The following is a 23,308-nucleotide window of genomic DNA, read 5'->3' as shown; positions in this document are numbered from 1 at the left end:
TCCCTTTAACTTATGGCGCAGGCCCAATCAGGACCATACTGCGAGGGCGTTCCACATAGCCATCGCGTCCATCTGGAATAATCTCGATCAGATCAATTTGTGTCGGTGTGATATGGATCACCCGACCATGATTAAGTCCCATATAACTACCGCGCTGTACACGTTCAATTTCCCCATCTGGCGTATTAATTAAAGCCATAATCTGTCCAGCCTGATTTTTGAGACTTCCTTTCATGGTCAAAGTTTCAAGCGGATAACTTTCTAGGGGTTGCAATTGACGTGATAGGTTTGGATAAACCCGTTTCCCTGCCATGATCTTCAGTTCTGCTGCCAATGAACTTGGCAAGAAAGGACTTTTCAGCTGATGTGCTGCATAACTAAAAGTTTCAACCGGAGCAAAATCGGGTGCTGGCTCAATGGGCAATGCGGGTTGATTGCGGATATTGGCCATTTCCTGATTGACCACATCAATACGTGATTCACAACCTGCCAGGATCAATCCGGCAGTAAGTGCTGAAGCAATCTTGATCATCTTCATTACTGTGCCCCCTGACCATTCGCAGCTGTTGTATCTGGTGATGCTGAGTTCGCACTACCGACATAACGATAGGTTTTTGCCTTCAAGGTATAATCTACAACCGGGATATCTGTTTTCTTCTCTTTATTTTCAGTGCCCGTAATCGTAAAGTCGTGTAGTGTCACAATACGAGACAACCCAGCAATACCGCTGACAAATGAACCAAAGGCATGATAATCACCCGTTGCTTCAATAGAAATTGGCTGTTCAATAAAGAACTCTTGTTTTACTTCAGGTTCAAGACGGATATTCTTAAACTTCAGCCCGGCATTGACACCACTCAAGTTAATATCTTCAACCAAACCTGGGATTTCAGTTTCCTTTGGTAACTGTTCAAGCTGCTGGTTAAAGCTTGCTTCCATATCCTGAAGTTGCTGTTGGTATTGTTGCAAATTACGCAGTTTGGAATCTTTCTCACGAAATTCATTTAACAGATTCTGTTCTTGTGCATTGGCCTGAGTAATTGATTCAATCTTGCCTCGAATCAGACCGAAATAAGCCAGCATCAAAACCAGGAAAACAATAAATACCCAGCAGGTAATCTTTACAGCCAGTGGCCAGCTACCATAGTTATTTGGATCGAGGGTATTAAATTGCTGAAAAAACTTTTCTACCGTCATTTTATTTTTTGGTACAACAACAGCTTCCTGACCTAATTCATCAAATTGTTCGCTCATGATGTTGCCCCTCCTGCTGCTGCAGCTGCTTGCGGCTGTTGTTCTGAAAGCACCGGTTGAGCAATCTGGTCCAGATCCACTGTCACTGTAAATGTGCCATAAGATTCTTCAACACGTGGAATAACAGAGCTTGGCGCCTTGTCCTTGTTCTCTTCCGCCACCAGGAATGCATTCATGAAAGCATTACGGTACCAGGTAGAAGCTTCGAGATTACGCAATAATTCTGCAACCGTATTTGGACTTGCTGCTTTACCTTCAATGGTGAACTTATCACCGACACGGTCAAACTTGGTGATATACATATCACTTGGTGTCACACGTACAATCTCGTCAATAAGATGTACGGCAATTGGACGCTGGGTTTGTAAACCTTGAATCAGTTTCATGCGTTCCACAATCGCATTACGCTGTTCCTGTAAACCTTCCAGAGATTTTAGCTGTACATCCAGATTCTGATTGGTACTGATGATGAGTTGGTTGGCTTGTTCTTGATCCTGTAATTTTTGATCATAGTAGAACCAGCTTCCTCCAGCTGCTGTTACCCCTAGCAAAAAGGCCCCGATGCAATATGCGACAAATTCGTTATTTCTTTTTATCCTGAGCTCATCACGCCAAGGAAGTAAGTTAATTTTTGCCATTAATCAAAACTCCTCAATGCCAAACCACATGCAACCATGAGTGAGGACGCGTCATTTTCAATTTTTTTAATATCAATTTGAGGAGAAAAGCCCATTTGTAAAAATGGATTCGCGATCGTGACACGGTAACCAAGCTTTTGCTGTAATAATTTTGCCAGACCCGGAATATTGGCATTCCCTCCTGCCAACAGGATATGGTCAATTTCATTAAACTGAGAAGATGAGAAGAAAAACTGCAATGAACGAGCTGCCTGTTGCACCACAGCATCCAAGAATGGCTCCAAGACTTCAATATCATAGTCATCTGGCAATGCACGTGTTTTCTTGGCGCGTCCCGCTTCTTCAAAAGACAGACCATAACGATTCTGGATTTCCTGAGTCAGCTGCTTGCCCCCAAACACCTGCTCACGGGTATAAATAATCTTGTTGTTCCGCATGACTGATAGAGTTGTCATGCTATGACCAATATCCAGAATACCGACAGTATTTACGCCCATTGGTAAAGTATCGGCAAACACCCTAAAAGCATTTTCCAATGCAAAGCTTTCTACATCTGCAATCTTGGGTGTGATCCCCGCGATTTGCAGTACTTCAGACCGGGCTTCGACATTTTCAATACGGGTTGCGACCAACAGAACATTGACACGATTTGGATTAGACAATCGATCAGGCAAGACTTCAAAGTCAATGCTGGCTTCATCGAGTGGGAATGGAATGTATTGTTCGGCATCTTCACGAATTTGAACTTCGCGTTCATCACTTGTCATATCTGCATCCATTTCGATCGTTTTGGTGATCGCCATAGACGTAGGAATCGCAAATGCAGCCTGGTTAGATTGGGTATTGGCCAAGTTAATAGCACGAGCCAAAGCATCACCGACGGCTTCTGGATTTAAGATGTTTTTTTCAACAACACTACCTTCTGGTAATGGGACCAAAGCATAGCTTTCTACCCAGTACCGTCCGCTTTTCATAGAGAGTTCCAAAACTTTAACAGAAGTCGAGCTGATGTCGACGCCTATTAACCCCTTGTTTGGCTTACGATATAACCTGCGCACAATATCATTCCTATTATTTTTTTATCCCCAAAAATAAAGTAGCCTACTAGGTATAATCGGTCTAATAATTTTATCTAGATACAATAAGTCATCTAACATTATGTATATCTAAAGGATATACTGACCGCTCACTTAGTTTGCCATTAGCTCTTATTAAAACTTACTTGTTATGAAAAAGCTATCCAGTTCAGGCCTTGTTCATCCATTTTTTTTGATCATTATCATAATTATGATCTCAATTCCGATGGGCTTTTATGGCATGTACCTTTATATTGCTCCATCTTTGCCTGAAATGTCTATCCTTAAAAAGTCACCTTTACTTAAGCCTTTACAAGTATTTAGTTCCGATCAAGAGTTGATTGCAGAATATGGCGGCAAACTTTCTGTGCCTGTAGAATATGATCAGATTCCACCAGAATTTATTCATGCTTTCCTCGCTGCAGAAGATTCCAGCTTTTTCGAACATAGTGGCATCAGTTTTAAAGGCTTGGGCCGGGCATTAAGTGAAAGCGTCACGGGTTCCGATGTACAGACCGGTGGTTCGACCATCACTATGCAGGTGGCAAAAAACTATTATCTCAGTCCAGAACGAACACTGAAGCGCAAACTGACTGAAATTTTCCTGGCACGTAAAATTGAGCAAAACCTGACTAAAGAAGAAATTTTAACCCTCTATGTGAATAAGATTTTCTTGGGTAAAAATGCTTATGGCATCGCAGCAGCAGCTAAAATCTATTACAACAAAAGCCTGGAAGAACTTTCTCTTGCTCAGATGGCGATGATTGCCGGTTTGCCGAAAGCCCCTTCCAAGTACAATCCGGTCGCCAACCCTAAACGTGCTCTTGAACGTCGTAACTGGATTCTGGGACGTATGCTGCAGCTTGGTTATCTGAATCAGACACAGTATCAGCAAGCGATTGCGGAACCAATCAATCTGGATATGCCGGATCGTAGCACTCGCAATAAGTTTCCCTATGTTGGAGAGATGGTTCGTTCTGAACTGATCCAGAATTTTGGTGCACAGGCTATCGATTCTGGCTATAAAGTCTATACCACGATTAATAGTCAACGTCAGGCGTATGCTGAGCAATCGGTACAAGAAGGCCTTGAAGCCTATGACCGGCGTCATGGCTGGCGCGGTGCTGAAGCAAATGATCAACCCTTAAAAAAATTCCAGCCTTTTGCCAATACCTACCCTGCTCAAGTCACTAAAATCAACCCAAATAGTTTTGAAGCCTTAATGCAGGATGGAACCACCGTCACCGTTCCCTGGTCAGGAATGTCATGGGCGCGCCGTTACCGAAACGCCAATAGTGTTGGCGCTGCACCCAAGCGTGCGGCGGATATTGTTAAACTGAAAGATATTGTCCGTTTACGCCCTAATGCACAAAAAACTTCTTGGGCACTGGTACAGATTCCTAAAGTCCAAGGTCAGCTGATTGCCATCAATCCAAATAATGGTGCCATTGAAGCAGTGGTGGGTGGCTATAATTTTTATCAATCGACTTTTAACCGTGCCATTCAAGGCTGGCGTCAGCCGGGTTCGACCATCAAGCCTTTTGTTTATGCACTGGCATTGGAACGCGGCATGAGTCCGCATACCATGGTCAATGATGCGCCGATTACGATTGGTAAATGGACTCCCCGAAACTCAGATGGTCGTTATCTGGGCATGATTCCTTTACGTCGTGCCTTATACCTTTCACGTAATACCGTTTCTGTGCGCCTGCTACAAACGGTGGGGATTGAGCGCACCCGACAATTATTGATGGATTTTGGTCTGGAAGACAAACAGATTCCACGCAACTACACCATTGCCCTTGGTACGCCGCAAGTACTACCTATTCAGATGGCAACCGGTTATGCCACCTTCGCCAATGGCGGTTACCGTATCCAGCCGCATTTCATCAGCCGTATTGAAGATGCTTATGGTAAGACGATTTTTGAAGCAAAACCTGAATATGCCTGCATTTCCTGTATTAATCAGGAAGAACAAACGATTGCATCTGCTGACGTGGTGACGCCAGATGATGAAGTGATCGAAATGAATAACCGCTCACTGGAAACCAAAGCAGTAGCACCGAAAGTTTCGGCTGAACATAGCAATTACCGTCAGGCACAGCGTATTCTTAAATCCAGCTCTGCCTACGAAATGGCTAATATTTTACGTGATGTAATCCAGCACGGTACTGGCCGTGCAGCTTTACGCATTGGGCGTAGTGACCTGGGGGGAAAGACAGGTACTACTAACGATGCCAAGGATGCCTGGTTTGCTGGCTTTAATGGTAAGCTGGTAACAGTAGCCTGGGTCGGCTTTGACCAGCCAACAACTTTAGGTCGCCGTGAGTATGGCGGTGTAGCTGCCCTGCCAATCTGGACCGACTTTATGGCCAATGCGCTAAAAGGTACACCAGAATCTTGGGTGCGTCTGGATCGTAAAGCCAAAGCCCCAGTTAATCGTACTAAAGTCATCAATCAGGATTTAGAAGAAGTACAGGAAGACCACTCTTCTCCACCAATGGCCACTCCACTGTATCGTCCAGCCCCAGTCGTTATACCTAGACGTGAGCAAAATGATTTTGAAGATCTACCGGGTGAAGAATTGACTGTACCTGGTGAAACACCAGCAACGCAGGAACAACCATTGCAGCCAAAGAAAACGGATTCTCTTGATACTCTGATTGAACAGGTTCAGTAACTTTCCCGATTAAGCAGTCAAATATAAGGTCCTCAATTGAGGGCTTTATATTGTTTAGATAATAATCAGTATTATTTCTTTTGAAAAAGATAAATCTGGTATTGTGCCATCAATTCAAATTGCTCCTGCTGTTCAAGTGCCAGACGGCGTTCTGACTTAGCCTTATAAGCGTACGGAGTCATAGCAATCAGGTTTTTTAAGTCTGCTTGTGGCAAATTCATAGGCGCTTCAACAATCTGTTCACTCACCAAATCAAATGCATCTTGCAACTGCCCGACAAACTTTTGTGGCTCGTGTGGTTTAACTTCCTCAAATAAGGCTTCTCGCATGGCATACAAATGCTGTGGTGCAGGAGTCACAACCATTAAATAAGATTTCGGCTTGAGTACACGCAGAATTTCCTGTTTCGGAATCGGGCTAAACAGGCTGGTACATAGATCTATTGACTCATCTAATACAGGCAAAGTTGCACCTGTACCTACTACCCAAGTAATCTCTTTATTCAGCTTCGCTGCTACCTGAATCGCATTTTTGGCAATATCCACGCCTACACACTGCAGTACTTCCTGTTGCATGGCATCAGTGTAATACCCTTCTCCACAACCAATATCCAGCAGATTTTCAATACGCAGTTCACGAATCTTTTGTACCACTGCTTGTTGCAAAGGAGCATAGTGACCTGCACTTAAAAATGCGCGGCGCGCCTGTACTGATTCAGGTGTATCACCGGGATTTTTACTGTGTTTATGCTGAACCACATGCAGATTCACATAGCCTTGCTTTGCTACATCATAGCTATGCTGATTGTCACAGCGCCAGGTCCCTTCATTTAGACGTAACTGCTCACGACATACCGGACACATGAGTAGGTTCATTTTATAGTTTCTCCAAAACAAAAAAGCCGGCATGCGCCGACTTTTTCAAATGCATTTCTTAGCGTAATTTTAAGGTCATTAGACCTAAAACTACCAGCATAATCGTAATAATCCAGAAACGGATCACCACCTGGGTTTCACGCCAGCCTTTCTTTTCATAATGATGATGCAATGGTGCCATCAGGAATACGCGTTTATTGCGCATTCTTAATGAACCAATTTGCAGGAAAACCGAAATCGCCTCTACCAGAAACACACCGGCCATAATCGCAAATACGATTTCCTGACGTACCATCACCGCAATCGTCCCCAGCATCGCACCCAGCGACAAGGCACCAACATCACCCATAAACACTTGCGCAGGATGGGCGTTGTACCACAGGAATGCTAGACCAGCACCAATCATCGCGGCACAGATCACCACCAGCTCAGATGAATATTTTACATATGGAATATGCAGGTAGTTCGCAAAACGTACATCACCGGCAAGATAAGCAAAAACACCTAGACCAGCAGCCACCAGTACGATCGGCATGATCGCCAGACCATCCAGACCATCCGTCAGGTTAACGGCATTCGATGCGCCATTAATCACGAAATAAGTAAAGATAATAAAACCAATACCGAGTGGAATCATTGAGAGTGGAATCGTGTGATCCTTAAAGAATGGAATCAGCACATCCAGCATGTTGGCTGTCACGACCGGATTCGGTTGTTGCTGTGCAATCACATAAAGCGCAATACCGGCACCAATTGAACCTACAGAGGTCCAGAAAAACTTCTTGCGTGCAGGCAAACCGGCATTATCCTTATAACGGATCTTGATCCAGTCATCTGCCCAGCCGACGGCACCAAAAATCACCATCACCGCAAGTACAATCCACACGTATGGGTTCGATAAATCTGCCCAGAGTAAGGTCGAAATACCAATTGAGAGCAGAATCAGCACACCCCCCATGGTGGGTGTACCCATTTTTTTGGCATGGTTTTCCGGTGCAAATGAGCTCACCGCCTGACCGTATTTCAATGCCTGTAATTTGCGAATCATCACAGGGCCCAGCACCAAACCAATGGTCAATGCCGTCAAGACACTGAGCAAAGCACGTAATGTTAAATAACGAACCACCTGAAACGTGCTGTCATAGCCCGCCAGTTGTTCAAATAGCCATAACAGCATTTAGAGTTTCTCCATCAATGCAGCCATCAATGTTTCCATATGAGTAAAACGCGACCCTTTAAACAGGAATGACATCGGCTGAGGTTGATGTGTTTCAATCAAACGAATTAAAAACGGTAATGCCTGCTCCTGATTCAGGAAAGCCTGCATTTTCTTACCATATTGTGTACTACGCGCGCCTTCTTGTGCGGCAGGTGCAAATTCACCGACTGCCACCACAAAGTTCAGGCCTTTTACCGAAACCAGATCGCGACCCAGCTTATAATGCTCAATCGCGGCTGATGCACCTAACTCGCCAATATCCCCCATCACCATGACACGGATACCTTCCTGCTGTGCTAAAACGTCAGCGGCAACACGCATCGAGTTTGGATTGGCATTATAGGTATCATCAATAAACACAAATTCTTTGTGCTTGATGAAGTTCAGACGACCTTTGGCACCTACTGCCTCTTCCAGGCCAGCCACAATATCATCCAGGCTGATACCAAGTGCTAAAGATAAGGCCGCAGCAGCAGTTGCATTCTGCACATTATGCTCACCAGCAAATGGCAGGTTTACTGTTTTATTACCTTGAGGTGTATTCAAAATAAAGCTTGCAGACTGCGGATGTAATTCCACCTCAGTTGCGTAGACCTCTCCACCCTGACCAAAACTTAAGGTCTTTTCGGTTTTCACAGCAGCTCGAATCTGCTCGGCATAATCATCCGCTGCAGGAATAATAGAGGTTTCAGAAATATGCGAATAAATTTCTGACTTGGCACAGCAAATCCCATCACGACCACCGAACTCACCCAGGTGTGCCGTGCCGATATTAATAATACCGGCGACGTGCGGCTGTACCAGACCAGCAGTATAGTCAATTTCACCCTGATGGCTGGCCCCCAGCTCCATCACTGCATATTGATGCTCTGGGCGCAGCTCCAGCAACATCACAGGCACACCGAGATCATTATTCAGGTTACCGCGCGTCACCAAAGTTGGTGCCAGACGAGACAAGATACTACCCAGCATTTCCTTGGTAGTGGTCTTACCGCTACTGCCAGTCAGGGCAATGACTTTGAGTTGTGGATTTTGCTGACGGCGGAAAGCGCCTAGACGACCCAGCGCCTGACGGGTATCGTCCACAACCAATTGGCAGATTTCAGCATCAACCGGATGATCGACAATGACAATTTGGCAACCGTTTGCCGCCACTTGTGCTACGAAATCGTGTGCATCAAAGCGTTCACCTTTCAAAGCCAGAAAAGCATCACCAGCTTCAGCATCACGAGAATCCATCAGGATACGTTTAATTTCGCCTTCAGGCTGCTTGTCATTCAGCCAGTAACCTTGAGTCGCCTGTTGTAATTGTACTGCAGTCCAAGGTACCAAAGGCACAGTACTGGTAGTTGAAGTATGCATAAATTCGTCCTATTACTGCGCTGGATATGCTGAATCAGAGTTACAGTGCTGCGCATCAATGGCCGCCTGTACTTCGACAACATCATCAAACCAATGGCGAACGCCATCGATTTCCTGATAATTTTCATGCCCTTTGCCTGCAATCACGACAATATCACCCGCTTGCGCATGTTTCACTACAAACTTGATCGCTTCACGGCGGTCATGAATTTCCTGATAAGTTTTACCAGCGAAATCGATACCTTGCTTCATATCCGCGAAAATCTGTTCCGGGTTTTCAGTACGCGGATTGTCAGAGGTTAAAATCGCAATATCCGAACCATTGAGAGCCGCTTGTGCCATCAATGGACGTTTACCACGATCACGGTCACCACCACAGCCAAATACCGCCCAGAGCTTGTTATTGACATGGCGTTTTAAAGTCACCAATACCTGCGTCAAAGCATCTGGCGTATGGGCATAATCCACTACAAACAAGCGCTCACCATCACGCAGTACCTGCATACGACCCGGTGCGCCTTTTAGATTAGGCACAGTCTCAATCAAATTTGCTAAATCAAAACCAGCCTGTTCTGCAACAACCAGACTCGCCACTAGGTTTTCAACATTGAAATGACCCAAGAGTGGACTGTGTACGGTGAATGTACCCTGCGCAGTGATCAGTTTAAATTCTGCACCAGAAATCCGGTATTGAATATCCTGTACCTGATAGTCAGCAGCTTGCGACAATGAATAAGTCAAAATTTTCGGCTGCGCTAGATTAGCCTGAGCCGCCTCAATCATCACCTGAGCATGTGCGTCATCCAGATTAATGATCGCAACTTTCAGAGATTCAAATTTGAATAAACGTGACTTGGCCTCAGCATAAGCTTCCAGCGTACCGTGATAATCCAGATGGTCACGGCTCAGGTTGCTATAAGCTGCAATTTCAATATCACAGCCATTTAAGCGGCCTTGTTCAAGACCATGCGAACTGGCTTCAATCGAAGCAAATTCTGCGCCCGCTTGCGCATAACCATGTAGGGCATTTTGCAATTGCAGCGCATCCAGTGTGGTATGCGAAGAGGCTTCCAGATTTGGCAAAATTCCATTGCCCGTGGTGCCCATCACCGCACAAGGTTTGCCTTGCAGCATCAAGAGTTCTGCGACCAAGCGAGAAATGGTGGTTTTTCCATTGGTTCCAGTCACGGCCAGAATACTTGCAGCCTGTACTGGCTGGGTCGCTTGCAGATAACGTTTCTGCCACCCCCCCATTAGATGCCGTACATTTGTCACGACTAATGCAGGAGAGATTCCGAGATCCTGTTCAGAAATGACTGCCAGTGCTCCTAGAGATAGCGCTTTTTTCGCATATTCCACAGTTTTCTCAGGTTGAGACAGACTGGTCAGGGCAATAAAAATTTGCCCTAATTTTACTTTTCGGCTGTCCAGCTCAAAGCCCTGAAAGGATTGTCGCATCCATTCAGCACTATCTTGAACGGCGTAGAGATCTTGAAATGTTATCGACATTGATCACCTGTTTACTGGACTTGGGGAGATTCTAAAGGTTTGTCCAATGGGACATTCAGCAAGCGTAAAGACTCTTGCATTACACGCGCAAAGACCGGCGCAGATACCGTACCACCATAGTAGGTGCCTTGCGGGTTTTCTACCACCACCACCATAGCGATCCGTGGGTCACTGACTGGTGCCACGCCGGCAAATAAAGCACGGTATTCATTGGTCGAATAACCTTTACGGTCAGCACGCAATTTATGCGCAGTCCCTGTTTTACCTGCAACCCGATAACCTGGCACTGTCGCACGAGTAGCGGTACCCCCTGGCAAGGTTGCAGTTTCCATCATCAGCAGAACCTGGTCTGCAATTTTCGGATCAATCATCTGCTCGCCTTTCGGCTGCTCTTCTAATTTGTACAGGCTTAGTGGGACTTTTACGCCCTTGTTAGCCAGCATGGCATAGGCATCAGCCAGTTGTAGCACCGTCGCATTCAGACCATAACCATAAGACATAGTCGCCACTTCAGACACGTTCCATTTACTAGGTGGCAGAATCAGACCGGCACTTTCACCCGGGAATTTCACGGCAGAACGCTGACCAAAACCAAGGCGTTTATAGAAAGTCGGCAAGGTTTCATAAGGCAGTGATAACGCCAGTTTGGCGACACCAACGTTAGAGGATTTCTGGATAATACCACCCAAGGTTAATTGCCCATAATTGTGGGTATCCCGGATTGTGTGATTCCCGACCCGCATACTTCCCGGGGTCGTATTCACCACTGAATTGGCTGTGTATTTACCACTTTCCAGCGCCATCGCTACAGTCAGCGGCTTCATGGTTGAACCCGGCTCGAAAGAGTCGACCGCACCGCGGTTACGCATCGCATCTTTGTTCAATAATCCGTTTTTATCATTCGGGTTATAAGCTGGCCATGAAGTCATCGCCAGAATTTCACCCGTCTTCACATCCACCGCGATTGCGGTTGCAGAACGGGCATTATTTGCAACACCTGCTGCAGTCAGTTCACGATACATAATGTACTGCAAGCGTGAATCGATGCTAAGCGTGATATTTTCCCCTGCTTCAACTTCTTTAATAATTTCAGGGTCTTTAACGCGGTTGCCCTTCTTATCACGTACTATGTGCTGCTCGCCGTCTACACCTGATAGACGGGTATTCAGCTGCATTTCCAGGCCTTCAATGCCCACACTCTCACTGTTGGTCAAGCCAATAATCTGTGAGTTCGGTTGTGGCTGCGGATAGTAACGCTTATAGTTTTTCTCGGTGTATACACCCTGGAAATTACGCTTCATAATCAGCTCAGCCTGTTGAGGCGGAACTTCTTTTTTCAGGATCAGATAACGGGAACGCGGACGCGCTTCCATTTTCTTGCGCAGGTCGGCACGATCCATACCCACCGCATCAGCCAGTTCATCCAGGTTCAGGTTTTTATCCGGTAACTGACGTTTCAGCTTGCGGTTATTCGGATCCTTTTCCAAAGCCTGAATCGTTTCATCATAGAGTTTTTTATTATCAAAATAATCACGTGGATCAATCACCACCCGCATAATTGGAGTACTTATCGCCAGTGGCACGCCATTACGGTCATAAATCACACCGCGCATGGCTTTAATTTTGTCGGTTCTTAAAATCTTGGCATTGGCCTTGTTCTGCAGGAATTCTTTATTAATCACCTGTACATAAAAAGCGCGCCCGATCAAAGCCAGAAAGCACAGCAGTACCACGGCCCACATAATATAAAAACGGCTAATATCAACGCTTAAAGCATTTTTTGTCGTCACGGACTGTTTTTTACGTGCCACTTGCTTGGTTTTCTTGTCTACCATGTCTGAGCGCTAGCCTTATTTTTTTACATCTGAAGTTTGTGGCAATGAAATCACCACGGTCTGTGAAACAGGAGGAGAATACATTCTGAGCTGGGTCACGGCACGTGTTCCGATCTGGGCGGTTGCACCAAAGGTCTGCTGCTCGATCAGCAAACGCCCCCACTCCGCATTGAGATCATCACGCTCACGCAGATAGCTGCTCAGTTTTCGGTAATCCTGACGATATTCAAAGACTTGAAATACCACAAATACAGCACTGATGAAAACCATCATCAACAGAATGCCGTAAGTAATGGCTTTCTTCATCCCTGACTGATTCAACTTCCTTTCGACCACTTCAGTTTTCATTATTTGCCTATTAAGCTAAACGTTCTGCAACTCGGAGCCATGCACTACGTGAACGAGGATTGGCTTTCACTTCCTCATCACTTGCCTTGATACGGGATACTTTTTTCAGTCGACGTGTATCCTTGCGTTGTTGCGGCATCCCCCAGCCCGAGTCTTCCTCTAAGGTAGATTCTTTTTGAATAAATTGTTTAATTAAACGGTCTTCCAATGAATGGAAGCTAATAACCGCCAAACGGCCATGAGGTTTAAGTACTTCAACGGCTTGTGGCAGGAAAACTTCAATATCTTCTAATTCTTTATTAATAGCAATACGAATCGCCTGGAAAGTTCGGGTTGCCGCATGTTTATTTTTTTCCCATTTCGGGTGTGCCACTTTGACAATTTCTGCCAGCTTGGCTGTCGTATCAATATATCCGGCAGCCTTGATCGCTTTGGCAATCCGGCGGCTATATCGCTCTTCGCCATACTGGAAAATGATATTGGCCAAAGCTTCTTCTTCAATATTCACCAGCCACTCAGCTGCGGTCGGGCCTTGTGAATTGTCCATACGCATATCCAGCGGACCATCTTTCATAAAGCTAAAGCCACGTTCAGCCTGATCCAGCTGTGGAGATGACACGCCTAAATCCGCCATCACGCCATCCACGCTTTCTATACCATGCTCAGCAAGTGCTTCTTTAAGGTCAGCAAAGCTGGCATGAATAATTTTAAACCGGGGATCTTCCTGTTCCAGGATCGCCGCTGTTTCAAGTGCCTGAGGGTCTTTATCAAAGGCATAAACACGGGCATTTTCATCTAATTTAGATAATAAAAGACGCGTATGGCCACCACGGCCGAAGGTTCCATCCACATAAATTCCCGTATTTCGATCAGCCACCAGGGCATCAACGGTTTCGTGAAGCAATACAGAAATATGGGACATAAAAACTCAATCAATAGGGCGAAAAATTTAACTGCACATTATCACTCTGTTTAGCTAAAGCTCCAAACGACTTTTTGTAGATAAATATTATTTTCCATAGAGAAAACCGTTTTTATTTTTACTCAAACGATAAAAAAGCTTCCTTGGAGGAAGCTTCTTTATTTATAAAATTAAATTTTAAATCAACAAATTAACGTTTTGAGTTATAAATCTGATCAAAGAGCGCCCCATTCACGAAATGAGTTTTCTGTGCATTGGCCCAGCCACCGAATACTTCATCAATGGTAAAAGTTTTGATTTTCGGGAACTGCTTCGAGTATTTCGCTAAAACTTCCTGATTACGTGGACGGTAATAATGTTTTGCTGCCATTTCCTGACCGAGTGGAGAATATAAATAATTGATATAGCCTGTTGCTAACCATTTATTGCCATTTTTCTCGACAGTACGATCCACAATTGCCACAGAAGGTTCAGTCAGAATCGTCAGAGATGGGTAGATAATATCAAACTTGTCTTTACCCAGTGTTTTTTGCGTCACTAAAGCTTCATTTTCCCAGGTCAACAATACATCACCAATATTACGCTCTGCAAAGGTAGTCATCGATGCACGTGCAGCTGAGTCCATGACTTTTACGTTTTTATAAAGCTTGCCCACAAACTCTTGAGCTTTCGCCTTGCTGCCACCCGGTTGTTTTTCTGCATAACCCCAAGCTGACAAATACACCCAACGTGGCAGACCACCAGTTTTCGGGTTTGGTGTAATAATTTCCACGCCTGGTTTAGTCAGATCTTTCCAGTCTTTAATTCCTTTAGGGTTACCCTTACGCACCATAAATACAATAGTCGAGGTATACGGTGCAGAGTTATATGGGAATTCCTTTTGCCAACCCGCTTTGATCTGGCCCGATTTTACGATTTCTTCAATGTCATTGGCTAAAGCCAGCGTCACAACATCGCCTTTCAGACCATCAACAACCGAACGTGCCTGTTTACCAGAACCACCATGCGACTGTTTAAAGTTTACATTAATACCGGTGCGGCTTTTCCAGTAAGCACCAAAAGATTTATTGAATTCGTCATAGAACTCGCGGGTTGCATCATAAGACACGTTTAAAAAATCACGGTCAGCTGCTTGCGTGGCAGTTGCGGTAAATGTCAAACCTGTTGCCAATAAGGCAGCGCTAAATATTGATTTTAACTGAGTTTTCATGAGAGCACGGGAGGATTATCTTGTATTCATATAACTATATGAAATAAAGTTATTTTTCGCAATTCAGCAAACAAAGTGTATACAGGGTAATATTCAGTTATTTTTTGTTTTAATATTATGTTTTATATAATAAAAATTTTAACAATATAGAGCTATGCAGGTTTTATAGCATTTTATTCTTTAGATATGAAAAAAACGGATAAGCAATTTATCCGTTTTGCCGTCTTATCAAGTATTTAGAAAACCATGGCAAATTAGCGGTTTTCAGCAGAAATCTGGTCGTAGATTGCACCATTTACGAAATGAGTTCTCTGTGCCTTGGCCCAACCACCAAACACTTTATCAATTGTAAAGGTTTGAATTTTTGGAAACTGTTTTGCATACTTTGCAGCCGCTTTTTGGTCACGCGGACGGAAATAATATTTCGCTGCCAGTTCCTGTCCCTTCGGTGAATACAAGTAGTTCAAATAACCTTTAGCCAGATTCGCATTACCATTTTTCGCGACACTTTTGTCGACAATCGCCACCGATGGTTCAGCCAAGATCGAGATAGACGGATAAACAATTTCGTATTTGTCTTTACCTAAACCTTGAGTCGCCAGCAAGGCTTCATTTTCCCAAGACAACAACACGTCACCGATGCCACGCTCAGCAAAAGTGGTTAAAGATCCACGCGCACCTGAATCCAGCACTTTGACATTGCCATATAATTTTTTCACCAGTTCTTTGGCCTGGATATCATTACCACCCGGCTGTTTCAGCGCATAGCCCCAGGCAGACAGATAAATCCAGCGTGGTGCGCCACCGGTTTTCAGATTTGGGGTAATAATTTCGACCCCTGGCTTGGTTAGGTCATTCCAGTCTCTAATCTGTTTTGGATTACCCTTACGCACCAAGAAGACAATAGTCGAAGTATAAGGTGCTGAGTTATTCGGAAACTCTTTTTGCCAGCCTTTATGAATCAGACCAGCAGTGACGATTTCTTCAATGTCATTGGCCAGTGCCAATGTTACGACATCTGCCTGTAAACCATCCACTACGGAACGGGCCTGTTTACCTGAACCCCCATGTGACTGCTTAAAGTTAACCGTTTGTCCGGTTTTTTGTTTCCAGAATTTGCCGAATTCTTCATTATATTCCTGATAGAACTCACGGGTTGGATCGTAGGAAACATTCAGGAAATCTTTGGCTATTGCCAGCTGTGTACTTGTCCCCGAAAGCACTGCGAAAAATGCAGATACAATTATTTTTTTCATTACAATAGCTCTTTTGTTTATCTAAAAAACACTATATAAATTTGAAATATATTTAACAATCATATGCTTATAATAATAATTTTAAAGTTTTTCTTATTTTCAGATATCTTATAAATGACAATTCTCTGCATTTTTTATACTTATCGCCTATCAATTGATTACTTTAGGATATAATCTTCATAGTCTCTTCATAGTCTCTTCATAGTCCTGTGCTAAAAATAGCGCCGTTATGAGGTGATCTCTGATTTTTCTCAATTTTCCATTGTCATATTTATTTTTTTTGTAAATTTTGTGACTTGGTTCTACTTTTTAGAGGTTAAATGTGATTGAATTGTATTCAACACAACAAAAAACCTAAGACTATAAATCCAGCACCACAACAAGAGAGGGAGTTTGGACATGAAATTTGCAACGTTCAAGACCGGCATCCTGAGCCTATCCATTTTATTTACCGCACAATTCAGCAACGCTGTTGTTGCGCACCCTGAGCTAGTTAATAATCCGGCTGCACTAACAGCTGCTGCCTCTAAACCAGCAGTAACAGTGACTAAGTCATCTCCTATTGAAAAGGCAATTCAGCAGCAAAAAACTGAAAAATCTCTGCATCCTGAAGAAAACCTGAAAGTTTTGACTGCAATTAAAGTACGTCCATCACAAAACTTTTTTGCCGATCAAAACCAGAGTTTTACTCGTTTTCTGCAAAATTTTTTCTTTAGCAGCAATTCCTAATTATCAGCTGACAGCTCGCAACATTTAAAACTGCTTCTGATCTAAAGCCATATCATTCAATGTTGAATTAAGCATTAAGTGATGTGGCTTTTTCGTTATAATAGCCAGAAATTTATATTTAGATTCCATCCGACTATGACTGTTCGTACTCGTATTGCCCCTTCTCCTACAGGTTTTCCTCATGTAGGAACTGCCTATATTGCCTTGTTTAACCTGTGCTTTGCCAAGCAGCACGGCGGTGAATTTATTCTTCGTATTGAAGATACTGATCAGCTGCGCTCTACCCCTGAATCAGAGAAAATGATTCTGGATTCTTTGCGCTGGTTAGGCCTGAACTGGTCTGAAGGTCCGGATGTTGGCGGTCCACATGCGCCATACCGTCAGTCAGAACGTATGAGCATCTATAAAAAATATGCTGAAGAGCTGGTAGATAAAGGTCATGCCTTCTACTGTTTTGCGACTGCGCAAGAGTTAGATGAAATGCGTGCTGAACAGCAGGCACGTGGTGAATCACCACGTTACGATGGCCGTGGTTTGAAACTCTCTAAAGAAGAAGTCGCACGTCGTCTGGCAGCTGGCGAACCGCATGTGATTCGTATGAAAGTGCCAACTGAAGGTGTATGTACCTTCAATGATATGTTGCGTGGTGAAGTAGAAATTCCATGGGCGCAAGTCGACATGCAAATTCTGCTAAAAACTGACGGTCTGCCAACTTATCATTTGGCAAACGTGGTCGATGATCACCTGATGCAAATCACCCATGTGATTCGCGGTGAAGAATGGATTCCTTCTGCGCCTAAACATCAGTTGCTATACAAATATTTTGGTTGGGACATGCCAGTGCTGTGCCACATGCCACTACTGCGTAATCCGGACAAATCAAAACTGTCTAAGCGTAAAAACCCGACGTCTATTAACTACTATAAAGACATCGGTGTATTGCCAGAAGCCCTGCTGAACTACTTGGGTCGTATGGGCTGGTCAATGCCAGATGAAAGCGAAAAATTCACTTTGGCTGAAATGATTAAGCATTTTGATATCAATCGTGTGTCTCTGGGTGGTCCGATTTTTGATGTAGAAAAGCTAAACTGGTTAAATGGTCAGTGGATTAAGGCACTTTCTCCTGCCGAACTGCTGGATACTTTACTGGCCTGGAAAGCAGACCGTGCGAAGCTGGAAGAAATTGCGGCTGCGATTCAGCCACGTATTAACCTGCTGTCTGAAGCGGTGAACTGGTCAGCGCATTATTTCAACCATTTCCCGACACTAAGTAAAGAACAGTTTGAAAGCAAAAAACTGACTGAAGAACAGGTACGTCAAAGTTTGCAGTTTGCTATCTGGCGTCTGGAAAGCCTGTTTACCTGGAATAATGATACGGTCAGCCAAACTCTGATGGATCTTGCCAACCAGATGGGCATCAAGTTGCGTGACTTTATGCCAGCTTTCTTTATTGCCATTGCCGGTTCAACTGCATCTACACCCGTGATGCAAACCATGGTGACGATTGGACCGGACCTGACCTTTGCCCGTCTGCGTCATGCCCTGGAAATTGTCGGTGGTCCAAGCAAAAAAGAGCTGAAAGTCTGGGAAAAACTTAATGAAAGCTTAAAATTGCCGAAAAATGATGCAGTTGATGAAGCTTAATTAAATTTTTAGTTGACGTGTGAACGTTATATCCATAATATAGCGCTCACACAGACTGGGGTCATAGCTCAGTTGGTAGAGCGCTACAATGGCATTGTAGAGGTCAGGAGTTCGATCCTCCTTGACTCCACCAAAAGTCTTGCTTTACTTGTGTATTTGCCTCATTTGTCCCTATCGTCTAGAGGCCTAGGACATCGCCCTTTCACGGCGGTAACCGGGGTTCGAATCCCCGTAGGGACGCCATATTCAAGATCACCCTAATACATTAGGGTGATCTTAATAAAAACCCAAGCATTGCGACTTGGGTTTTTTATTGTCTGAAATTTATTATGATAACTTTGAGCCACTTTTGGCTTTCTGTATGATTAAGATTAAAATAGACAAAATTGAAAAATTCTGGAGTTGCAATGCAATACCGTTGTCCGAAATGTCAAAGTCCTAAAATCATGCCGCTTGCACAACCAGGTCAGCCAGCAGCACGTCCAGTCGTGCCAAAAAGCTTGGTACTTCTTGTACCTGCCCTATTTGTCTTACTTCTGCTGGTGATCATCAGTATTGGTATGTGGATTTTTGGTGACGGCGCAGGCACTACCCTACAGACTGCAACAGTAATTGTATTCGTGATCTGTCTGATTGCAGGCTTTATGTTCTATAAAGACTTGCCTGACTTTAAAATTTCTATGCAGGCATTCATGCAAAGCCAGAAAAAATGGAAATGCCGTGAATGTAATCATGAATGGGAAATCTGATTTTTCTCTTTCGTATTTAAGGCTGCTTCGGCAGTCTTTTTTATGCCTTTCATTAGATTAGTTTTATCGGATTATCTAAAAATTTAAAAACATCATCAGACAAACTGGTGTAATTTATTCTTATAAAAAAGGATTCCAATTTATTGCAGGGATGCAGCATAAAGGAATAATAAAAATGCTTAAAAAAATTATAAATTTTCTATTTTCTTGTAATGATCCACCTATTCCATTCATTGAGGAGCAACCAAGTGAAGCAGATACTTATTATTTGCAGGCTTTACAATATGAGTCACTGTGCATGACCCTGCAACAACTACAGGCTATACCAGAGATTAGCCAACGCCTAACCCCAAAACACATCTATCAACGCAATGCTGTCTGGAACTACCTGAGTGCAGGGTTAAGAGGACATATGGAAGCACAATATCGACTTGGCGTGTATTATTTGCATGGGAAACTAGGTTTAGATCAAAATGATGAACAGGCCAGATTATGGTTAGATAAAGCCAGACAGCAAAATCATAGTAAGGCTGCACAACTTTTATCAGAAATAGAAAGCTGAAGAACTTAAGAATATAGGATAAAAAACCAGCCCTAGGGCTGGTTTTTTGCGCTTTAGTTAAGCACCAATTTTGCGGTATTTCTGACGTTTCGCAACAAGGTCATCACCATCGCGTTTACGACGGTATTCTTCGAATTCTGCATAGTTACCGGTGAAGAATTCAGGTGTTTCACCTTCGAATGACAGGATGTGCGTTGCAATACGGTCAAGGAACCAACGGTCATGCGAGATCACCATCACTGTACCCGGGAAGACAAGAATCGCATCTTCGAGTGCACGTAAAGTTTCGATGTCCAAGTCGTTTGACGGTTCATCGAGTAAGATTACGTTAGCGCCCATTTGCAGGATTTTTGCAAGCTGTAAACGGTTACGCTCACCACCGGACAACTGACCGACACGTTTTTGCTGATCTTGGCCCTTAAAGTTAAAACGGCCGATGTACGCACGTGATGCAATTTCGTATTCACCAATACGCAAGATATCTAAACCGCCAGAAACTTCTTCCCAAACAGTTTTGTTGTTATCTAAGGTATCACGAATCTGACCTACATAAGCAACTTTAACTGAATCACCTAAAGTTACTGTACCCGTATCAGGTTGTAATTCGCCTGTCATCATACGGAAGAGTGTAGTTTTACCCGCACCGTTTTCACCGACGATACCCACAATCGCAGCAGGCGGTACAACAAACGATAAATCTTTATAGAGCGTACGATCACCAAACGATTTGCTGATACCTTCAACTTCTACAACCTTGTTACCTAGACGTGGACCAGGTGGAATGTAGATTTCAGACGTTTCATTACGTTGCTGGAATTCACGTGAGTTAAGCTCTTCAAAGCGCTCCATACGTGCTTTGTTTTTCTTTTGTTGACCTTTCGCATTAGAACGAACCCATTCAAGTTCTTTCTTAAGTGCTTTAGCAAAAGATTCTTCTTGCTTCTGTTCCTGCTCTAAACGGGCATTTTTCTGCTCTAACCAAGAAGAGTAGTTGCCTTGGTATGGAATGCCCATGCCACGGTCAAGTTCAAGAATCCACTCTGCTACGTTATCCAGGAAGTAACGGTCATGCGTGATCGCAACGATGGTACCTGGGAAATCTTTCAAGAAACGCTCTAACCAGGATACAGATGATGCATCCAAGTGGTTCGTCGGTTCGTCTAGAAGTAACATGTCTGGCTTAGACAGAAGCAGACGGCAAAGTGCAACACGACGGCGCTCACCACCAGACAATTTAGTTACATCAGCATCCCAAGCTGGCAGGTTTAATGCAGCTGCCGCCTGTTCAAGTTGGTTGTTCAGGTTATGCGCATCCCAAGTCTGAATAATCGCTTCTAGCTTTTCTTGCTCTTTTGCAAGTGCATCGAAATCTGCATCTTCTGCTGCATATTCAGCGAAAACTTCATCCAAACGTGCCAAAGCATCAAGTGCTTCACGTACGCCATCTTCAACATTACCACGAACGTCTTTGGTTTCATCCAAAGGTGGTTCTTGCTCCAGATAACCGATTTTGATACCCGGTTGCGCACGAGCTTCACCAGAGAAATCTTTATCTACGCCCGCCATAATACGAAGCAAAGTAGATTTACCCGCACCGTTCAGACCAAGCACACCAATTTTTGCGCCTGGGAAAAATGATAAGGAGATATCTTTGAGGATTTCGCGCTTCGGCGGAACCATCTTGGATACTCGGTTCATCGTATAAATATATTGGGCCACGTAGGACTCCTCAATTGAAAAACCAGATGGGGAAAAAATGAATTTCCCCTGCTCAATCATGAGCGAAAAAATAATCGGCTATTATACGCAGAATGTCTACAAAACATAAGCCATTCCGGTGAAGTTAATGCCTTGTTACAAGTTTAATCCTGTTTATTTTTCAAACAGAATTTTTAGTACCTGAACTTGCATTATTTTGTTGATGTTATATCGTTAATTAAGATATTCATCTGAATAAATATGCACTTTTCTTCATATTTCAAGTGCTAATATTTGAGCAATTTTATTAAAGCAAAACACAAAGAAGACTAACGATCATGACTTATAAAGCAGAAACTTTAGCAATTCATGCAGGTTATAGCCCGGAACCCACCACCAAAGCTGTCGCGGTGCCAATTTATCAGACCACCTCTTATGCCTTTGACAATACCCAGCATGGCGCAGACCTGTTTGACCTGAAAGTTCAGGGCAATATTTATACCCGTATCATGAATCCGACCACAGCGGTACTGGAACAGCGTATTGCTGCCCTAGAAGGTGGTATTGGCGCACTGGCATTGGCATCTGGTATGGCTGCGATTACCTATGCGATTCAGACCATTACTGAAGCCGGGGATAATATTGCTTCAGTGTCTACTTTATATGGTGGCACCTATAACCTGTTTGCACATACCCTGCCAAAGCAAGGCATTGAAGTCCGCTTCTTTGACTATCAAAATCCGGAAGCCCTGCGTGGTCTGATTGACGACAAAACCAAACTGGTTTTTGTGGAATCAATTGGTAACCCACTCGGCAACATTATCGACTTGGAAGCGATTTCAAAGATTGCGCATGAATACGGCGTACCCGTGATTGTCGACAACACTGTAGCAACTCCTGTCTTGCAGAAGTCTTTTGATTTCGGTGCCGATATCCTGGTGCACTCACTGACCAAATATATTGGCGGGCATGGCAATTCGATTGGCGGCATTATTGTCGATAGCGGCAAGTTTCCATGGGGCAAACATGCAGCACGCTTCCCTGCCCTGAATACACCTGACCCAAGCTATCATGGCGTGAACTATGTTGAAGCTTTGGGTGAAGCAGCCTATATTGCCCGCGCCCGTGTGGTACCACTTCGCAATACTGGTGCGGCAATCAGCCCGCAAAATGTATTTTTAATTTTGCAAGGTTTAGAAACTTTAAGCCTGCGTATGGAACGTCATACTGAAAATGCACTTAAAGTTGCGGAATATTTGCAGCAGCATCCGAAAGTAAAATGGGTCAATTACGCTGGCCTGAAAGATCATCCTCAGCATGCTTTGGCACAGAAATATGTGAAAGGGAAACCGTCTGCCATTCTGACTTTTGGTGTTGAAGGTGGTCGTGAAGGCGGTGCTCGTTTTATTGATGCCCTGCAGCTGTTCACCCGTCTGGTCAATATTGGGGATGCCAAGAGTCTGGCCTGTCATCCGGCCACTACGACTCATCGCCAGCTTAATCCAGAAGAACTTAAATCGGCTGGCGTGAGTGAAGATATGGTTCGTCTTTCTATCGGGATTGAACACATTGATGACTTGATTGCTGATCTGGAACAGTCACTCGCAGCCGTTTAAGCCTTCTTTTAAAGCAAAAAACTCCATCATTTCTGATGGAGTTTTTTATCTGGCTTTACTTTTCATGAGCTTTATCTTATGGTTAGATCACAATAAAAATTAATTGAAACGTAGTTTAAAAATAGA

General features: G+C 43.9%; 20 protein-coding genes and 2 tRNA genes. 8 read left to right on the top strand and 14 right to left on the bottom strand.

The window, feature by feature from the left end; translation table 11 throughout:
• Positions 1 to 10 precede the first annotated feature (10 nt).
• From BK820_RS00625 to BK820_RS00610, 4 genes are read right to left on the bottom strand one after another with little or no spacing between them, the layout of a single operon-like run.
• Complete coding sequence (locus BK820_RS00625; RefSeq protein WP_004810006.1) at positions 11 to 538, bottom strand: pilus assembly protein PilP; 528 nt, start codon at positions 536 to 538, stop codon at positions 11 to 13.
• Positions 538 to 1,257, bottom strand: coding sequence for a type IV pilus inner membrane component PilO (locus BK820_RS00620; RefSeq protein WP_171260573.1), 720 nt, complete (start codon positions 1,255 to 1,257; stop codon positions 538 to 540). The genes BK820_RS00625 and BK820_RS00620 overlap by 1 nt, the downstream gene beginning before the upstream one ends.
• Positions 1,251 to 1,892, bottom strand: a complete 642-nt coding sequence (locus BK820_RS00615; protein ID WP_005223471.1) for a PilN domain-containing protein — start codon at positions 1,890 to 1,892, stop codon at positions 1,251 to 1,253. Before BK820_RS00615 ends, BK820_RS00620 begins: the two co-directional genes overlap by 7 nt.
• Positions 1,892 to 2,950 carry a pilus assembly protein PilM gene (locus tag BK820_RS00610; protein WP_004810013.1) on the bottom strand — a complete coding sequence of 353 codons (1,059 nt, stop codon included), beginning with the start codon at positions 2,948 to 2,950 and terminating at the stop codon, positions 1,892 to 1,894. Before BK820_RS00610 ends, BK820_RS00615 begins: the two co-directional genes overlap by 1 nt.
• A 169-nt stretch (positions 2,951 to 3,119) precedes the next feature.
• Between BK820_RS00610 and ponA the strand changes: the two genes are divergently transcribed.
• Positions 3,120 to 5,648, top strand: a complete 2,529-nt coding sequence (ponA, locus tag BK820_RS00605) for a penicillin-binding protein PBP1a (RefSeq protein WP_071319792.1) — start codon at positions 3,120 to 3,122, stop codon at positions 5,646 to 5,648.
• A gap of 71 nt (positions 5,649 to 5,719) precedes the next feature.
• Here ponA and BK820_RS00600 read toward each other — a convergent pair whose 3' ends face one another.
• From BK820_RS00600 to BK820_RS00560, 9 genes are all read right to left on the bottom strand, one after another.
• Positions 5,720 to 6,523, bottom strand: a complete 804-nt coding sequence (locus BK820_RS00600; RefSeq protein ID WP_071319791.1) for a putative RNA methyltransferase — start codon at positions 6,521 to 6,523, stop codon at positions 5,720 to 5,722.
• 58 nt (positions 6,524 to 6,581) lie between these two features.
• Complete coding sequence (mraY, locus tag BK820_RS00595; RefSeq protein WP_048881757.1) at positions 6,582 to 7,700, bottom strand: phospho-N-acetylmuramoyl-pentapeptide-transferase; 1,119 nt, start codon at positions 7,698 to 7,700, stop codon at positions 6,582 to 6,584.
• Positions 7,701 to 9,104, bottom strand: coding sequence for a UDP-N-acetylmuramoyl-tripeptide--D-alanyl-D-alanine ligase (locus tag BK820_RS00590; protein ID WP_004896281.1), 1,404 nt, complete (start codon positions 9,102 to 9,104; stop codon positions 7,701 to 7,703).
• A 12-nt stretch (positions 9,105 to 9,116) separates the two neighbouring features.
• Positions 9,117 to 10,613, bottom strand: a complete 1,497-nt coding sequence (locus BK820_RS00585; RefSeq protein ID WP_004896282.1) for a UDP-N-acetylmuramoyl-L-alanyl-D-glutamate--2,6-diaminopimelate ligase — start codon at positions 10,611 to 10,613, stop codon at positions 9,117 to 9,119.
• An 11-nt stretch (positions 10,614 to 10,624) separates the two neighbouring features.
• Complete coding sequence (gene ftsI, locus BK820_RS00580; protein ID WP_071319790.1) at positions 10,625 to 12,448, bottom strand: penicillin-binding protein PBP3; 1,824 nt, start codon at positions 12,446 to 12,448, stop codon at positions 10,625 to 10,627.
• Positions 12,449 to 12,463: 15 nt separating this feature from the next.
• Complete coding sequence (ftsL, locus tag BK820_RS00575) at positions 12,464 to 12,796, bottom strand: cell division protein FtsL (protein WP_004810026.1); 333 nt, start codon at positions 12,794 to 12,796, stop codon at positions 12,464 to 12,466.
• A gap of 10 nt (positions 12,797 to 12,806) precedes the next feature.
• Positions 12,807 to 13,718: a 16S rRNA (cytosine(1402)-N(4))-methyltransferase RsmH gene (gene rsmH, locus BK820_RS00570; protein ID WP_004896284.1), complete on the bottom strand. Its 912-nt coding sequence runs from the start codon at positions 13,716 to 13,718 to the stop codon at positions 12,807 to 12,809.
• 190 nt (positions 13,719 to 13,908) lie between these two features.
• Positions 13,909 to 14,928: a sulfate ABC transporter substrate-binding protein gene (locus BK820_RS00565; RefSeq protein ID WP_005223477.1), complete on the bottom strand. Its 1,020-nt coding sequence runs from the start codon at positions 14,926 to 14,928 to the stop codon at positions 13,909 to 13,911.
• 254 nt (positions 14,929 to 15,182) lie between these two features.
• A complete protein-coding gene (locus BK820_RS00560; protein WP_004896287.1) occupies positions 15,183 to 16,184 on the bottom strand; it encodes a sulfate ABC transporter substrate-binding protein in 1,002 nt (333 codons plus the stop codon).
• A gap of 399 nt (positions 16,185 to 16,583) precedes the next feature.
• Here BK820_RS00560 and BK820_RS00555 point away from each other — a divergent pair, with 399 nt between their 5' ends.
• From BK820_RS00555 to BK820_RS00530, 6 genes are all read left to right on the top strand, one after another.
• Positions 16,584 to 16,913, top strand: coding sequence for a hypothetical protein (locus tag BK820_RS00555; protein ID WP_004896289.1), 330 nt, complete (start codon positions 16,584 to 16,586; stop codon positions 16,911 to 16,913).
• Between the two features lie 135 nt (positions 16,914 to 17,048).
• The gene (gene gltX / locus BK820_RS00550) at positions 17,049 to 18,557 is read left to right on the top strand and encodes a glutamate--tRNA ligase (RefSeq protein ID WP_071319789.1); all 1,509 of its coding nucleotides are present in this window, start codon (positions 17,049 to 17,051) and stop codon (positions 18,555 to 18,557) included.
• Between the two features lie 57 nt (positions 18,558 to 18,614).
• Positions 18,615 to 18,690, top strand: a tRNA-Ala gene (locus tag BK820_RS00545).
• Positions 18,691 to 18,724: 34 nt separating this feature from the next.
• Positions 18,725 to 18,800 (top strand) — tRNA-Glu (locus tag BK820_RS00540).
• A gap of 164 nt (positions 18,801 to 18,964) precedes the next feature.
• Positions 18,965 to 19,306, top strand: a complete 342-nt coding sequence (locus tag BK820_RS00535; RefSeq protein ID WP_004810038.1) for a hypothetical protein — start codon at positions 18,965 to 18,967, stop codon at positions 19,304 to 19,306.
• A 175-nt stretch (positions 19,307 to 19,481) separates the two neighbouring features.
• On the top strand, positions 19,482 to 19,868 hold the full coding sequence (locus BK820_RS00530; protein ID WP_004810040.1) for an SEL1-like repeat protein: 387 nt from the start codon (positions 19,482 to 19,484) through the stop codon (positions 19,866 to 19,868).
• Positions 19,869 to 19,925: 57 nt separating this feature from the next.
• Here the strand turns inward: BK820_RS00530 and ettA are convergent, their stop codons facing one another.
• On the bottom strand, positions 19,926 to 21,587 hold the full coding sequence (gene ettA, locus BK820_RS00525; RefSeq protein WP_004810042.1) for an energy-dependent translational throttle protein EttA: 1,662 nt from the start codon (positions 21,585 to 21,587) through the stop codon (positions 19,926 to 19,928).
• 317 nt (positions 21,588 to 21,904) lie between these two features.
• Here ettA and BK820_RS00520 point away from each other — a divergent pair, with 317 nt between their 5' ends.
• Entirely contained in the window at positions 21,905 to 23,182 is a 1,278-nt protein-coding gene (locus BK820_RS00520; RefSeq protein WP_071319788.1) for an O-acetylhomoserine aminocarboxypropyltransferase/cysteine synthase family protein, read from the top strand.
• The last annotated feature ends 126 nt before the right edge of the window (positions 23,183 to 23,308 follow it).

The sequence above is a fragment of the Acinetobacter sp. LCT-H3 genome, from assembly GCF_001866125.1.
In the GTDB taxonomy this organism is placed as follows: Bacteria; Pseudomonadota; Gammaproteobacteria; order Pseudomonadales; family Moraxellaceae; genus Acinetobacter; species Acinetobacter schindleri.
Note: the sequence above shows the minus strand (reverse complement) of the source record. Positions and strands in the feature narration are given on the sequence as shown.